The 15,507-nt window shown below is 38.9% G+C and carries 14 protein-coding genes; 13 read left to right on the forward strand and 1 reads right to left on the reverse strand.

Annotated features, from left to right (window positions below; translation table 11 throughout):
- Nucleotides 1-7: 7 nt before the first annotated feature.
- The 4 genes from EFT72_RS01110 (at nucleotide 8) to EFT72_RS01125 (ending at nucleotide 6,685) form a co-directional block, all read left to right on the forward strand.
- Nucleotides 8-598: a thiamine phosphate synthase gene (locus EFT72_RS01110; protein WP_124064979.1), complete on the forward strand. Its 591-nt coding sequence runs from the start codon at nucleotides 8-10 to the stop codon at nucleotides 596-598.
- Nucleotides 599-812: 214 nt separating this feature from the next.
- Nucleotides 813-3,638 (forward strand): excinuclease ABC subunit UvrA, encoded by a 2,826-nt coding sequence (uvrA, locus tag EFT72_RS01115; RefSeq protein ID WP_124064980.1) that lies wholly within the window; start codon nucleotides 813-815, stop codon nucleotides 3,636-3,638.
- A gap of 226 nt (nucleotides 3,639-3,864) precedes the next feature.
- On the forward strand, nucleotides 3,865-5,406 hold the full coding sequence (guaA, locus tag EFT72_RS01120; RefSeq protein WP_124064981.1) for a glutamine-hydrolyzing GMP synthase: 1,542 nt from the start codon (nucleotides 3,865-3,867) through the stop codon (nucleotides 5,404-5,406).
- Between the two features lie 244 nt (nucleotides 5,407-5,650).
- Entirely contained in the window at nucleotides 5,651-6,685 is a 1,035-nt protein-coding gene (locus EFT72_RS01125) for a helix-turn-helix transcriptional regulator (RefSeq protein ID WP_124064982.1), read from the forward strand.
- Between the two features lie 91 nt (nucleotides 6,686-6,776).
- On the opposite strand, the gene EFT72_RS01130 is transcribed toward EFT72_RS01125, so the two are convergent.
- Nucleotides 6,777-7,604: a helix-turn-helix transcriptional regulator gene (locus EFT72_RS01130; RefSeq protein ID WP_124064983.1), complete on the reverse strand. Its 828-nt coding sequence runs from the start codon at nucleotides 7,602-7,604 to the stop codon at nucleotides 6,777-6,779.
- 183 nt (nucleotides 7,605-7,787) lie between these two features.
- Between EFT72_RS01130 and EFT72_RS01135 the strand changes: the two genes are divergently transcribed.
- The 9 genes from EFT72_RS01135 to EFT72_RS01175 all read left to right on the forward strand — a co-directional run bounded on the left by EFT72_RS01135 (nucleotide 7,788) and on the right by EFT72_RS01175 (nucleotide 15,220).
- Nucleotides 7,788-7,994 (forward strand): hypothetical protein, encoded by a 207-nt coding sequence (locus tag EFT72_RS01135; RefSeq protein WP_124064984.1) that lies wholly within the window; start codon nucleotides 7,788-7,790, stop codon nucleotides 7,992-7,994.
- A complete protein-coding gene (locus EFT72_RS01140) occupies nucleotides 7,995-9,116 on the forward strand; it encodes a site-specific integrase (protein WP_124064985.1) in 1,122 nt (373 codons plus the stop codon).
- Nucleotides 9,088-9,402: a hypothetical protein gene (locus EFT72_RS01145; RefSeq protein WP_243109908.1), complete on the forward strand. Its 315-nt coding sequence runs from the start codon at nucleotides 9,088-9,090 to the stop codon at nucleotides 9,400-9,402. Before EFT72_RS01140 ends, EFT72_RS01145 begins: the two co-directional genes overlap by 29 nt.
- Entirely contained in the window at nucleotides 9,399-10,064 is a 666-nt protein-coding gene (locus EFT72_RS01150; RefSeq protein ID WP_124064987.1) for a CHC2 zinc finger domain-containing protein, read from the forward strand. The genes EFT72_RS01145 and EFT72_RS01150 overlap by 4 nt, the downstream gene beginning before the upstream one ends.
- A 49-nt stretch (nucleotides 10,065-10,113) precedes the next feature.
- A complete protein-coding gene (locus EFT72_RS01155) occupies nucleotides 10,114-11,358 on the forward strand; it encodes a phage/plasmid primase, P4 family (protein WP_347561822.1) in 1,245 nt (414 codons plus the stop codon).
- A 187-nt stretch (nucleotides 11,359-11,545) separates the two neighbouring features.
- Nucleotides 11,546-11,926, forward strand: coding sequence for a TnpV protein (locus tag EFT72_RS01160; protein WP_124064988.1), 381 nt, complete (start codon nucleotides 11,546-11,548; stop codon nucleotides 11,924-11,926).
- 16 nt (nucleotides 11,927-11,942) lie between these two features.
- Nucleotides 11,943-12,974, forward strand: coding sequence for a ParM/StbA family protein (locus EFT72_RS01165; RefSeq protein ID WP_243109909.1), 1,032 nt, complete (start codon nucleotides 11,943-11,945; stop codon nucleotides 12,972-12,974).
- Nucleotides 12,975-12,983: 9 nt separating this feature from the next.
- Nucleotides 12,984-13,418: a hypothetical protein gene (locus EFT72_RS19415; RefSeq protein WP_206426590.1), complete on the forward strand. Its 435-nt coding sequence runs from the start codon at nucleotides 12,984-12,986 to the stop codon at nucleotides 13,416-13,418.
- A gap of 425 nt (nucleotides 13,419-13,843) precedes the next feature.
- A complete protein-coding gene (locus tag EFT72_RS01175; RefSeq protein ID WP_124064989.1) occupies nucleotides 13,844-15,220 on the forward strand; it encodes a MobA/MobL family protein in 1,377 nt (458 codons plus the stop codon).
- Nucleotides 15,221-15,507 lie beyond the last annotated feature (287 nt).

Consider the following 15,507-nt stretch of genomic DNA (forward strand, 5'->3'; position numbering starts at 1 on the left):
AAAAAGGATGAAATCGAAAGAGATATATCAGAACACAATAGCGGTAACCAATCGTCATCTATGTAAGCGTCCGTTCCTGGAACAGATAAAGTCTGTCTGCAGGCTTACCCCTAGAGCTCTGGTTTTAAGAGAAAAGGATTTAGAGATAGAAGAATATGAGAAACTGGCCCGCCAGGTACTTCCAATCTGTGAATCCTATGATATACCCTGTATTCTTCATTTGTTTTCGAAAACAGCCGAAAAGCTTCATATGGATAAGATTCACTTACCGTTATGGAACTTACAGGAAGAAGGATGGAGTAATGCGTTTACGGTTATTGGTACTTCGGTTCATTCGGTGCAGGAAGCAAAGGGGGCAGAAAAACTGGGTGCCACTTATCTAATGACCGGACATGTTTTTTCAACCGACTGCAAACCCGGACTGCCTCCCCGTGGGCTTACATTCTTAGAAGAAGTATGCGAGGCCGTAAAGATTCCTGTATATGCAATTGGTGGAATGGAGTTAACGGAAAGCTGTTACCGACAAGTGATGGAAACAGGGGCAGCCGGCATGTGTGTTATGTCTGGTTTTATGAAAATCAACCCGAATATAGAATAACAATTCTTCTCAATAACAGAGTACAAAGAACTATGTAATTCAAGGCAAAAAAGAGAATAAGTACCATGTTATATTCCGAACAAACGTTTGCAATGCAATTCATGTTGTGCTATAATGGGAAAAATAGTTGCTTAAATAACGTTAGATGTGGACTTTTTAAGTCCGCATTCGATTGTTGAAATTTCGTAATTTCAAAATATAACAGGAGTACAGTATGGCTAAACAGTATATTAAGATACGAGGTGCGAATGAGCACAACTTAAAGAATGTTTCTTTGGATATTCCAAGGAATGAACTGGTGGTGTTAACTGGTTTGAGTGGTTCGGGAAAGTCTTCCCTTGCTTTTGATACGATTTATGCGGAAGGACAGAGACGATATATGGAGTCTCTGTCTTCCTATGCACGCCAATTTTTAGGACAGATGGAAAAACCAGATGTGGAAAGTATTGAAGGATTGTCTCCTGCGATCTCCATTGATCAGAAGTCAACAAACCGAAACCCTAGATCCACGGTGGGTACGGTTACAGAGATTTATGATTATATGCGTCTTCTTTATGCAAGGATTGGAATCCCTCACTGTCCTAAGTGTGGCAAGGAGATTCGCAGGCAGACCATTGACCAGATGGTGGATCAGATTATGGAACTGCCAGAACGAACCAAGATACAGCTTTTGGCCCCAGTGGTACGGGGACGAAAAGGGGAACATGCGAAAGTACTTGAGAGTGCCAGAAAGAGTGGTTATGTAAGAGTACGAATTGATGGCAATCTATACGAGCTTACGGAAGAAATTAAACTCGATAAGAACATCAAGCATAGCATTGAGGTAGTGGTTGACCGTTTATCCATTCGGGAAGGCATTGAAAAGCGTCTCACAGATTCGGTTGAAACAGTAATGGAGCTGGCTGGTGGATTGATGAAGGTGGATGTTATTGACGGAGAGCCTATCAATTTCAGCCAGAGTTTTTCCTGTCCGGATTGCGGCATTAGTATTGATGAAATTGAACCCAGAAGCTTTTCTTTTAACAATCCGTTCGGTGCTTGTCCAGACTGTGTTGGCCTTGGATATAAGATGGAATTTGATGAGGATCTGATGATTCCTGATAAAAGTCTTAGTATTGATGAGGGAGCTATCGTTGTTATGGGCTGGCAGTCCTGTACGGATAAAGGAAGCTACACTCGTGCAATCCTTGACGCACTTTCCAGTGAATATAAGTTTCGTCTGGATACTCCATTTCAGGATTATCCAAAGGACATCCATGATATTTTACTCCATGGAACCAATGGAAAAGAAGTTAAGGTATATTATAAGGGACAGCGCGGGGAAGGCGTTTATGATGTTGCCTTTGAGGGACTGATACAGAACGTTGCCCGTAGATACCGTGAAACGTATTCCGAGTCCTCAAAAGCAGAATATGAAACATTTATGAGAATTACACCCTGCCCAACTTGTAAAGGCATGAGACTGAAAAAGGAAACTTTGGCTGTAACGGTGGGAGATAAGAATATATATGAATCCACCAATATGTCTATTGTTCATTTCCGTGAACATCTAGATCAGCTACAGCTGACGAACATGCAGCATGCCATAGGGGATCAGATCTTAAAGGAGATTCGGGCAAGGGTATCATTTCTCATAGACGTAGGTCTTGATTACCTTTCTCTGTCTCGTGGGACTGGAACGTTATCTGGTGGAGAAGCCCAGAGAATCCGCTTGGCGACGCAGATTGGGTCTGGTCTGGTAGGAGTTGCTTATATCTTAGATGAGCCAAGCATTGGCCTTCACCAGAGGGATAATGACAAGTTGTTAAAGACTTTAATTCACCTTCGGGACCTTGGTAATAGTGTGCTTGTAGTGGAACATGATGAAGATACCATGATGGCAGCTGACTGTATCGTAGATATCGGTCCGGGTGCAGGAGAACATGGGGGTAACATTGTAGCACTTGGAACGGCGAAGCAGATTATGAAGAACAAAAAATCCATTACAGGTGCTTATTTGAGCGGACGAATCCGAGTTCCCGTTCCCAAAGAGAGAAGACAGCCAACTGGATATTTAACGGTGAAGGGTGCGGCGGAGAATAACCTAAAGAATATTGATGTTACGTTTCCCCTTGGGATCATGACCTGTGTGACTGGGGTATCTGGTTCTGGAAAGAGCTCCTTGGTTAACGAAATTCTTTACAAGGCACTGGCAAGGGAGTTAAACCGTGCAAGAACCATACCTGGAAAACATAAAAAGATTGAAGGAACCGAGCAGTTAGATAAGATCATAGCAATCGACCAATCTCCCATTGGACGAACACCGAGATCCAATCCAGCCACTTACACGGGAGTCTTTGACCTTATCCGGGATCTGTTTTCTTCTACTCCAGATGCAAAAGCGAAGGGGTATGCCAAGGGACGGTTTAGCTTTAACGTCAAAGGTGGTCGGTGCGAGGCTTGTAGCGGAGATGGTATCATCAAGATAGAGATGCATTTCCTTCCGGATGTGTATGTTCCATGTGAAGTCTGTGGAGGCAAACGCTATAACCGGGAGACACTGGATATCAAGTACAAAGGAAAGAGTATCTACGATGTACTTGATATGACGGTTGAGGAAGCACTGAAATTCTTTGAGAATGTTCCTTCGATTGCTCGAAAGATTTCTACATTGAATGATGTAGGGCTATCCTATATCCGTTTGGGACAACCGTCTACGGAACTTTCCGGTGGGGAAGCACAGAGGATCAAACTGGCCACTGAATTAAGCAAGCGCAGCACAGGAAAGACGATATACATTCTGGATGAGCCTACCACTGGACTTCATTTTGCAGATGTTCATAAGCTGATTGAGATTCTACGAAAGCTGTCGGATGGGGGGAATACAGTAATTGTCATCGAGCACAATTTAGATGTGATAAAGACTGCCGACTATCTTATCGACATCGGACCTGAAGGCGGAGACAGGGGTGGAACGATTGTTGCACAAGGAACACCTGAGGAGCTGGCTGAATGTCCAGACTCCTATACTGGTCTGTATGTGAAAAAATATTTAGAGTAAATGTTTTATAAAGATGGATAACCGGGAAACTTGGGATTTTAAGTACTTGTTGTTTGGTAGATCAACAGGTACCATGAAAGACAAAGGCTCCCGGATTTTCTAGTTTATTCGACAAAATGTTCCTATCTTTTCAATGAAATGGAGAAAATACTTGTCAAGTCTTAGGAAGTAGAATATAATGTAACCCAAACGCTATTTGATGAACACTATATTAGGAGGAATACCCGTGAAGAGAGAAATGATCATCGTTCTGGACTTTGGCGGACAGTATAATCAGCTGATTGCCAGAAGAGTCAGAGAATGTAATGTTTACTGTGAGGTGCATCCTTACACACTGCCGCTGGAAAAAATTAAGGAAATGAATCCAAAAGGAATTATTTTCACCGGAGGGCCGAACAGTGTCTATAAGGAAGAGTCTCCTCGTTGTGAAAAAGAAATCTTTGATATGGGGATCCCCATTCTGGGAATTTGTTATGGGACCCAGTTAATTGCATATATGCTGGATGGTAAGGTGGCCACAGCACCTGTTAGTGAATATGGTAAGACAGAGGTTCTGGTGGAATCTAACAGCAGGATTTTAGAGAATGTAAGTCCAAAGACGATCTGTTGGATGAGTCATACGGATTATATAGAGAAGGAACCGGAAGGCTTTATAGTAACCGCTCATACTTCGGATTGCCCTGTTGCTGGTATGGAGTGTGAGGAACGTGGAATTTATGCAGTTCAGTTCCACCCTGAGGTTATGCATACTCAGGAAGGAACGAAGATGCTTTCCAACTTTGTATACAATGTCTGCAAGTGTACTGGTGACTGGAAGATGGATTCTTTCGTAGAATCTACGATACAGTCGATTCGGGAAAAGGTAGGGGACGGAAAAGTACTTTGTGCGTTGTCTGGTGGAGTGGATTCTTCGGTTGCTGCTGTTATGTTGGCAAGGGCAGTTGGCAAACAACTCACCTGTGTCTTCGTGGATCATGGTTTGCTTCGTAAGGATGAAGGCGATGAAGTTGAGGCTGTCTTTGGACCAGAAGGCGATTATGATTTAAACTTCATTCGTGTTAATGCTCAGGATCGCTTTTATGACAAGCTTGCAGACGTGGAAGATCCGGAGAAAAAGCGTAAGATTATCGGGGAAGAATTTATCCGGGTTTTTGAAGAAGAAGCGAAAAAGATTGGCACAGTGGATTTCTTTGTTCAGGGAACGATTTATCCAGACGTGATTGAATCAGGGCTTGGAAAGTCTGCAGTAATCAAGTCACACCACAATGTTGGCGGACTTCCAGAGCATGTGGATTTTAAAGAGATTATTGAACCATTACGCCTTTTATTTAAGGATGAGGTGCGTAAAGCTGGCTTAGAGCTGGATATCCCGGAATATCTGGTATATCGTCAGCCATTCCCTGGTCCTGGTCTTGGTGTTCGTATCATTGGTGCGATTACACCGGAAAAGGTTAGGATTGTACAGGAAGCGGATGCGATTTATCGGGAAGAGATCTCAAAGGCAGGGGTTGATAAAGATCTGGGTCAATATTTTGCAGCACTGACCAATATGCGTTCGGTTGGCTGTATGGGAGATGAGAGAACCTATGATTATGCCATCGCTCTGCGTGCTGTGTTAACGTCTGACTTTATGACAGCGGAATCCGCTGAATTGCCTTGGGAGGTTCTTGGAATTGTAACGAGAAGGATTGTAAATGAAGTAAAAGGGGTAAACCGGGTGCTGTATGACTGCACTGGGAAACCACCCGCTACGATAGAGTTTGAATAATTAATATGAGCCTACAAACCCAGTATTTATGCGTGTTTGCAGGCTCTCTTTATGTCTCGTGACAATCAAATGACAATACTTTTTGGAAAAACTGAGTGAATAATTGCAATTTATAATCATGAACATTGGTTAATTATATTTCCAGATATTTAACAAACATTCAATTGTAAGATAGAATATGTATTGGTATTATTGAGATAGATGTAATTGTAATATAGCAGATCTAAATCGGGGGTTTAACACTATGCAAATTGGAGAAGTAATTCGAGAAAACAGAAAAAGAAAAAATCTAACACAAGAAGAAGTGGCAAAACGTCTTGGAGTATCGGCTCCTGCTGTGAATAAATGGGAAAATGGAAATTCACAACCAGATATCATGTTATTGGCACCTATTGCAAGATTATTAGAAATTACGGTAGATACTCTCTTATCTTTTAATGAGGAACCAACAAATGAAGAAATCACCAGTATTATTCGTGAAGCTGATAATCTTTTAAAATCAAATACCTACGAAGAAGCATTTCGGTGGGCAACAGATAAAATTAATCAATTTCCTAACTGTGAACTATTGATATGGCAAATTGCAGTGATTTTTGATGGATGGCGTTTGATGAAGGATATTCCTGATTCTGATAAATATGATAACTATATCAATGATTATTATATAAGGGCTTTAGAAAGTAAAGATGAAGAGGTTAGAACAAGTGCTGCTAATTCGTTATTCGAGTTCTATGTAAGAAAAGAACAGTTTGAAAAAGCTGAGGAATATTTGTTGTATTTTTCAAAAGAGAATCCTGAGAGAAAGAGAAAGCAAGCTGTAATTTACAGTAAAACTAATCGTCAGCATGAGGCATATAAAGCATATGAGGAATTGTTGCTTTCAGGTTATCAAATGATGAATATGGTAATAGGTAGCATTTATATATTAGCTATGGGAGAAGAAGATAATAAAAAGGCGCATATTCTTATAGAAAAGCAAAAGGAATTAGCACATATTTTTGAAATGGGGAAATATCATGAGGTTTCCTGTGGGTTGGAGTTGGCAACATTCGAGAAAGATATAGATGCAACTATACAAACTATGGAGCAAATAATAGAGAATCTAGATACGATTTGTGATTTTAGTAAATCAGCTCTATATGCACATATGGATTTTAAAGATGTTAGTGCAGATTATTTAGAAGAAATGAAAAAGGACTTACTTCTCTGTTTTAGAGATGAAGAAACCTACCACTATATGAAAGACAATCGGCGGTACAATGAATTATTGAATATATGAGTTTATAGAAAGTAAATGAAAGCCTTGAAGCATAATGTGATTATATGTTTCAAGGCTTATTTCATCTCTTTATAAAAAGTTTGTAAAGAGACTATTTCCTATCCACCTTCGTCTTCCGAAACATCTTCTTTGCATCCGCTATTCTCTGATCGATGTTCACATCCCCTTTATACTCAGCTCCAAATATATCGTCTGGATTACCTGTGGCATAGGTTGGAAATTTCATCTGCCACAACAGATAAGTTTCTTCATCTATTTCACCAGCTTCAAACATCTGATAGAACCTTGACCAGGTACGAAGTAACTGTTCCATTATGGAAGAAGGAGATTCAAGCGGATCTTCTGGTTTTTTTGTATCAAATTTTAGATACATTCTGCCATCAATTTCAACTGGTACCATAAGATAATATTTTTCAAGATCAAACAAATATTTAAGCACTGCATGAGGCATGCTCGCATTGTAAGTTCTGGATAATACCAGACTATCCACTTCTAATACTGCAGATAAGATATGAATTGTATCGTAATCTGGAAAGCGATTGCCTAGTTCATAATTACGAACGGTAGACTCGCTTAACTCACATTTTTCTGCCAATTCTTTCTGTGTTAATCCTGCAATCTGTCTGAAATATCTGAGGCGTTGTCCCAAATTAGCATTGCACAATTCTGTGGAACGAAGGGTATAGTTGTGATCATCATAGAGTTTGGAATCCAACATTTCGTCTTCTTCCTCATCTGTATAAGAGTATTCATTAGCATCGTCAGAAAACTCAATACCATTCAACCATTCTTTCACATCTTCCAAATTATTCTTTTCTATATATTTTTCAGCTGTATCAAGATCTTTAAACTTCTTTCCTGTCAATCCGTTTATCAGTTTAAGCTTGTTAATGTCTTTTCCGCTCATTTCCTTTTTCATGATAGAAAATCCTTTCCTGTGTATATTTAAGGCTTCACTTTATGGTTATTAGTATATCACGAACAGTTCAAAAGTGAAATAAAATTTTAAAAGTTGTTGACAGTTCATATATGCACTGATATATTATAAATAATTCAGTTCATAAATGAACGGAAAAGATAATGAGAATACGGAGGATAACAAATGGACAAAGAATTATTTATTACGGCAGAAGAAGTGGCAAAGGAACTTAGAGTTTCCCAATCCTATGCCTACAAGGTGATTCGGCAAATGAACCAGCAACTGAAACAAAATGGCTTCATTGTTATGCGTGGCAAGGTAAGCCGACAGTACTTCTATGAAAAAATTTATGGAGGTACAAGCACAGAAGACAAAAGGGAGGTGAGCTAATTGTCAGTTAGTAAGAATAGTAAGACTGGAACATGGGAAGTCAGGGTTTACTTCAAAGATTGGACGGGGGAACGAAAGCAGACCACGAAACGAGGTTTTGCCAAGAAGAGCGATGCGCTGGACTGGGAGAGAGCCTTCAAGCTTCAAAAAGAGCAGAGACTTGATATGAACTTTGAAATCTTTGTGGATCTTTATTTAAAAGATATTGAACCACGTCTGAAACGAAATTCATTTTTAAGTAAGGAGCATGTAATCCGTAAGAAGATTATTCCTTACTTCAAAAATAAGAAACTTCAGGACATCCGACCTTCCGATATTGTGCAATGGCAGAATGAAATTATGAAGATGAAGAAAGATGATGGAGAAAAGTATTCACCAGTCTATCTGAAAACCATTCACAATCAGATGAGTGCTATTTTAAACCATGCAGTTAATCTTTATGGATTAACTGCAAATGTAGCACGAAAAGCTGGTGGCATGGGGAAAGAGAAGAGTAAGGAAATTGAGTTTTGGACGCAGGAGGATTATCAGAAATTTATTGAAGTAGTAGCAGATAAGGAAATATCTTTTTATGCGTTTGAAATGCTCTATTGGACTGGAATTCGAGAAGGGGAACTTCTTGCACTTAGCAAGTCAGATTTCAATTTTGAGAAGAAAACCGTAACCATTAGCAAGTCATATCAGAGACTAGAGGGGCAGGATGTCATTACAGATCCTAAAACTGAAAAGAGTAATCGGAAAATCATCATGCCAGATTTTCTGATCATCGAAATGCAGGAATATATCAATTCTTTATTTCGATATGGCAAACATGACCGAATATTTCAGATTAGCAAAAGTTACCTTCATCACGAAATGGATCGTGGAGCAAAGGGAGCTGGAATTAAGCGAATCAAAATTCATGGACTTAGGCACTCCCACATTTCGCTTCTGATTCATTTAGGATATTCAGCACTTGCTATCGGAGAAAGAGTAGGGCATGAAGCGGTAGATATCACATACAGATACGCACATTTATTTCCAACAGTACAGTCAGAAATGGCGGATAAATTAAACCAGGAAAGAGAGGAACTTATCTATGTCGGAGAAGAGTATGGACAAAAAGAACAGATGGAGGAGTGAGACAATCGCATTTCGTATTTCCCCAGAGGAAAATCAGGAACTGGAGCTACGAGTGAAGTTATCAGGATTTCGTACAAGGCAGGAATATATCATTCAAAGTGTTTTGTATCAAAAGATTGTAGCGCAAGGGAATCCGCTGATGTTGGTGCAATTTCGTAAGCAGTTACTTCATATTGAACAGGATCTAGTGCGACTGGAAAAAATCAGTGATATGAATCCAGAGCTGATGACTCCAATACGAACCATGTTGGAGATTCTGGAGGGCTTCCAGATGAATAGTAAATGACTATCTTTGAAGAAGTGAAGAATTCTGTTACTGCAAGGCAAGCTGCTTTGCAGTATGGAATCAAGGTGGGTAAGAATAAAATGGCTTGTTGTCCATTTCATAACGACCACCACCCAAGCATGAAAATAGATATTGGATTTTGTTGTTTTGCATGTGGAGAAAAGGGGGATGTAATTGCTTTTGTTAGCAAATTATTTGGACTTACTCCATATGAAGCAGCAAGAAAGTTGGCAGAGGATTTTAGAATACAACTTTCCAGCATAAATAAAGCAGAAAAGAAACGTAGAAAATCCTCTAAAAAATCGACACAATCAAAATCATGCATGGAATACCAGCTACAACAGAATTTTTATCAGATGGAGCAACGGATGATTCGTGTTCTGTGTGATTATTTAAACCTATTAGAACGATGGAGACAGATGGTTGCACCAAAGACACCTGCAGAGGAGTGGAAAGAAGAATATGAAGTAGCTTGCCATAAGATTTGCATGGTGGAGTATTATCTGGACATTCTTTTGCAAGGTTCATTAGAAGAAAGAGCAGAATTTTTTATACACAAAGGAGAGGAAGTGATTCAAATTGAAAACCGAATGGGAGGTATTAAAGCAGGAAACCAAGGAGGAACTAAAAATTGCAATGACAACACTAAATCAGCCAGTTGAAACACAACACACTGTGGAGTGGTTTGATGGAAGTTGTATCAATGAAGTCATGTTCTGTGAGGATTTCTTATCATCCCATCCACTGAAATGTATCAATGGTTCCTTTTATGGAGTAAATGGCATGATTTGTGATCCAGAGATTGAAAAGGATATTTATGACTGTATCAAGCCTTTTCTGGTGAAAGGAATTTCTAAGAAAGTAAAACAGATTACCGAAGTGATGAAGCTGGAGGCTCATTCGGAGGAGCTTCCAATTCAGCAGGATCGACTTCATGTGAGAAATGGTACTTATTATTTGGATGGAGGTTTTACACCAGAAAAGCAGTTCTGTCTGAATCGTTTGCCTGTTAGCTATAAAACAAACGCTACCCTGCCAAATTGGTGGTTACAATTTCTATCGGAGTTATTGGAGGAAGAGGACATTCCAACATTGCAAGAATATATGGGCTATAGTCTTTTACCAACCACCAAAGGGCAGAAAATGATGCTGATAATTGGAAAAGGTGGGGAAGGAAAATCAAGAATTGGACTTGTCATGCGTAGCCTCTTAGGTATCAATATGAATTCCTGTAGTATTCAAAAGATTGAGACGAGCAAGTTTGCCAGAGCAGATTTGGAAAACAAGCTTTTGATGATAGATGATGATATGAAAATGGAGGCATTGCCGCAGACCAATTATATTAAATCCATTGTAACACTGGAGGACAAGATTGATTTGGAACGGAAGTCAAAGCAAAGCGTTCAGGGAGTGCTGTATGTCAGGTTTTTATGTTTTGGAAATGGAAATTTAAGTTCTCTTTATGACCGCTCTTATGGTTTCTTTCGTAGGCAGATCGTACTTACCACAAAGGATAAAGACGAGAATCGAAAAGATGATCCATTTTTAATTGAGAAGCTAAGGCAAGAGACTGAAGGGATTTTTCTATGGTGTCTGGAAGGACTTAAAAGACTGATTAAAAATGACTATGCCTTTACCATCAGTGCCAAAGCCAGGGCAAATTTACAAGAAGCCATGGAGGATGGCAACAATGTTATTTCCTTTATGCAGTCGCAAGGCTATGTCAGATTGGAAGCAGGAACCATCGCAACGACAAAATCTTTGTATGAAGCTTATCAGCAGTGGTGTATTGATAATACGGAAAAACCTATCGGTAGTAAGAGCTTTACTGGTTATTTAAAGCAGAATGAGCAGAAATATGGCATTACTTATTCTACCAATATTCCAGCGGATAATGGTAAAAATGCCAGAGGTTTTAAAGGGATTCATACACAGATAAGGACTTCCAGATTTTGACCTAATAACCACTTAGGAGATTACTTACGTTTGCGTATACGGAAAAAATACGTGACACAACAATTCAGAAAGTAAGCGTATATGCGTATAAAGCCTGAAAATATAAGGGATTTAGAATATGTAAGGTGTATAGAAATACGCAAATACGCGTTTTGAGAAACATAAATTTATTTTGGAGGAGATAACCATGGAAGAAAAGACAATTTTTGAACAATTGGAAGTGCAGTATGAAGAAGTGGATGGGCTACTTTATCCCATTTTATCTGTTGATGAGAAACCAGAAGCGAAGGAGCAGACAGGAAAATATGGTGACTGCTGGATTCACTATATGCAGGAAAATCATTTTGAACGATATCGTAGCTTGATTCGGTTTGGTAAGTTGCAGGAGAAGGCTATGGAGGTAAATGAAGAGGCATACGAGTTGTTAGATCAGATGATGAAAACTTATCTTGAAAAACATCCAGTTCAAAATCCTAGCTCTACTATGGAAATGTGGAAGCTTCGAGAGCAGGCAAAGCGTATGGCAGAGGAATTTGTTTTTCAGGATATCGTATACAAATTTCATTAAGGAGGAGTGAATTGATATGCCAATGACAGACAAAGAGCGAGGATTACTATTTTCAGAAAGATTTCGAAGAAAACTTAGAGTTAAAGAAGAGAGTGAGGAAAATACAATGACAAAAATCAGAGAATACAATATCAATGGAACAATTATACTGGGGTGCGATGCAGGTTATGGAAATTATAAAACAGTGCATACCACATTTCCGACATCTGTATCAAAGAGTGATAAGAAACCAGCATTAACGGAAGAGTATCTGGAGTATGAAGGTGCATTTTATGCTTTTGGCGATGGTCATAAATATTTTGTGGCAGATAAGCATAAGGATGGAGACAATTATATTTTAATGCTTGCGGCTGTTGCAAAGGAATTAAAGGCAAGAGGGCTGACAAAGGCAAAGATTCATCTAGCAGTGGGACTTCCTTTAAAATGGCTAAAAGCGCAGATGGAGGAATTTCGTAAGTATCTGCTTCAAAATTCCCATGTGAATTTCAGATACAGAAATGAAGATTACGCTGTGGATATTGTAGGCTGCACGGTAATGCCACAATGTTATGCGGCGGTTGCTGAAAATCTCAGAGATTTTACAGGACTGAATATGCTCCTTGATCTTGGAAATGGAACAGGAAATATCATGCTTTTGAATAATGGAAAACCATCCGAGAGCAAAGCTTGGACAGAAATGATTGGTGTTCATCAGGCATACAAATATATTCATGGACAGGTAATGGATGCGACTGGAGTAAATCTTCCAGCGGAAATTCTAAACAACTATCTTAAATATGGAAGAACAGATATTGGTTCAGAGTATAGCACAATCATGGATCGAGCAGCTAAGAAATGTGTGAAGGATATATTTGATGTTTTGAAGGAGCATGATTTTAACCCTGACCTGATGAAACTCTATGTCATGGGTGGTGGCGCAAGACTGATTGAAAAGTTCGGGGAATATGATCCAAAAAGAACAACCTTCAATCATGATATTCGAGCCAATGCCAAAGGATTTGAATATTACTGCTATATGACGTTGAAAAGCCAAAACAATAGAAAGTAGGTGGCTTTCGTGTCAGAAGAGAATTTCAATCGAAATGTCTACTTTAACTTAAAAGATGAAGAATCTGCCAGAGCATGGGAGATTCTTCACTCCCATGAAGTGAAGCAGGAGTTTAAATCTCAAAATAAATTCATCATTAAGGCAATCATTGATTACTTTGAAAGACAGATGGCTCTGAAAGAGGACTCTTATTTGGAAACCAGAGAGAAGGAAGATGCTTTTGTTGAACGGATTGTAAATGAAGTTCAGCAGAAAGCATTTGCAAATATTCCAGCATTAATCGGAGCCAGTGTGATGAGTGGACAATATCCTCTTTTATCTGTCAATCAAAGCCAGATAGCGGTGACTCCTACTTCAGATATTTCAAAAGAAAATGCCATGAAGGGAGTATCTGATGATGAACCAGAGGAAAATGATTTGCTGGAATTTGGATTCGGGTGCTAGCTATAAAATCCGAATGATTTATAGCAATAACTCTTTATAAATGTGCAAAAGCAGAGCCAATAATGGCATGAATTGTGGAAATCGTTCTATTTGCTATGAAAATGTAGCTTGTGTCTAGCCAGTATTTGAGAAGTTACTACAAAAGCAAGATGATTTGAAGCCAGATGACTGATTAAGGTTCTGGCTTCTCTTAAATAGTGGGTAATGACATAGAATTGGTTTCTGAAAGAGATATTTCCATAAGAACTGCATTTGTAAAAGGCAAATAATACACTCCCACCACAGCCCTCGGCGTGTGAGAGCGAAATACACCCATCGCACAAATCTTCGATTTGTACTCTGTGTCTTTCGCGATTGCATCGAGCCAATACATTCCCTTCGGGAATGGAGATAACTATAAATAATTTTACGAAAGAAGGTGACATATGCCAAGGCATTCATTTATTCAGATGTCAAAATTGACGGATCTGAAAGGACGTATTGATTACGTTACAAATCCAGATCGGCAGGAGTATTTATACGCAACATATAATACCACTGACAATCAGTTCTGGAAACTGCTTGCAAAAGAAAATCAGGAGGATTTCAAACGGAGTGGTACGAAAGGAACATGTATTGAAGCCAGGGAATTGATTATTGCATTGCCTGAGGATTTTATCCAGTATGATAAAAAGTGGTTACTACAAACTGTAGTAGATTATTTCAAGCAGGAATATGGCATAGAGTGCTTTTCAGGACTTCATCATAATAAGACTTTGAGCAATTATCATATTCATATGATTTTTTCAGAGCGACAACTATTGGAAAAACCAGTTGAAAAGATTGCTACAAGGAACATGTTTTTTAATGAAAAAGGGAAGCATGTGCGTACCAAGAAAGAGATTTTGGATGAGAATGGGAAAGTCAGATCTGGTTGTAGAATCATTCCGAAAGGTCAAGTTTATGAAAGACATTTCTTTGAACCAAAGATTGAGCATTTTAAAGAAAAAGAATTTTTGGATGAAGCAAAGCATAAATTGACCAATCTTATAAATCGCTATGTGAAAGAGGAAAACAAGAAGTTGGCTGTGTTTGATAAATCTGGCCCATATCTGCCTACGAAAAAGATTGGGAAAAACAATCCAAAGGAAAGGGCAATTAAGGAAGACAATGAAGTAAGAAAGCAGTGGAATCATACCGTTGATGAAGCATTGCTGACTGGAGTTGTAGAGGCTGAGATTGTCGTAATTAAGCAGGAGAAGATTTCGGAGAAAGTAAAGGATTCTATCAAGACATACGGGGAATTTCCTTATTTCTTCAAAAGCATTGTGGAAGCAGCAATTCAATTCCTGAAGGAAGTCATTAGCAAGTTCTTGTTACCGCCGAAGCCAGTATTTCATGGGAATATGGAAAGGTATGAGCAAATGGAAACACAAAGGCAGAGATTTATGCATGTGGTTCAGCAGATGAAGACGATTGATGAGCAGGAGATTCAACCGTTGAAGGCAAAATATGATGGACTTCATCCAGTGTTTAAGGCAAAGGAGAGGAAGGAACTGGAGAAAAAATTGAATATTGCAGTTATGCATAGGAATAGTTTGGAATTGCAGTTATCATCATCGATTGAAGCAGCTGGTTATCGGAATATTCGGGAATTTATGGAGGATTACAATAAGTTTTCGGGGGAAGTTACTCGGTATGAGGCGGAGGTCAGTGATTGTGAACGAGAATGTCGGGAGAGGGAGATTGAGAGGAAGTATGCCAAAGAACAGAATACAGATGGAATAAGCAATATTCAAGATAAATATCCCCAAGTCAGATAGAACATAATTGCTACAGTTTCTCGATCTAGAATAGATGTAAAATAATAAAATTCGTGTTGGCTATAGGTTGACAAATGTGATAAAATAAAGATGGCTTTTTGTATATTTAATGAAGTCCTTTGACTTAAATTGATATTAATGATATTGAGGAGCCATCTATATCAAATAAGTGCTTTAATTTGAAAATATTAAGAATGTTTTGTGTTATTTTTAGCGTATAAGCTCTGAGAGGATTCTTTAGTCTTCATATAACAAAATATAGAAATATATTATGTAAAAATCTTAAC

This window comes from Clostridium sp. E02, from assembly GCF_003833015.1.
Classification (GTDB): Bacteria; Bacillota; Clostridia; order Lachnospirales; family Lachnospiraceae; genus Lacrimispora.

Coding starts and splice junctions, on each gene's coding strand:
- EFT72_RS01150 (WP_124064987.1), top strand. CDS start 9,399: ATGACTATCTTTGAAGAAGTGAAGAATTCTGTTACTGCAAGGCAAGCT.
- EFT72_RS01145 (WP_243109908.1), top strand. CDS start 9,088: ATGGACAAAAAGAACAGATGGAGGAGTGAGACAATCGCATTTCGTATT.
- EFT72_RS01160 (WP_124064988.1), top strand. CDS start 11,546: ATGGAAGAAAAGACAATTTTTGAACAATTGGAAGTGCAGTATGAAGAA.
- EFT72_RS01110 (WP_124064979.1), top strand. CDS start 8: ATGAAATCGAAAGAGATATATCAGAACACAATAGCGGTAACCAATCGT.
- EFT72_RS01155 (WP_347561822.1), top strand. CDS start 10,114: ATGTTCTGTGAGGATTTCTTATCATCCCATCCACTGAAATGTATCAAT.
- EFT72_RS01125 (WP_124064982.1), top strand. CDS start 5,651: ATGCAAATTGGAGAAGTAATTCGAGAAAACAGAAAAAGAAAAAATCTA.
- EFT72_RS01130 (WP_124064983.1), bottom strand. CDS start 7,604: ATGAAAAAGGAAATGAGCGGAAAAGACATTAACAAGCTTAAACTGATA.
- uvrA (WP_124064980.1), top strand. CDS start 813: ATGGCTAAACAGTATATTAAGATACGAGGTGCGAATGAGCACAACTTA.
- EFT72_RS01135 (WP_124064984.1), top strand. CDS start 7,788: ATGGACAAAGAATTATTTATTACGGCAGAAGAAGTGGCAAAGGAACTT.
- EFT72_RS01175 (WP_124064989.1), top strand. CDS start 13,844: ATGCCAAGGCATTCATTTATTCAGATGTCAAAATTGACGGATCTGAAA.
- EFT72_RS01165 (WP_243109909.1), top strand. CDS start 11,943: ATGCCAATGACAGACAAAGAGCGAGGATTACTATTTTCAGAAAGATTT.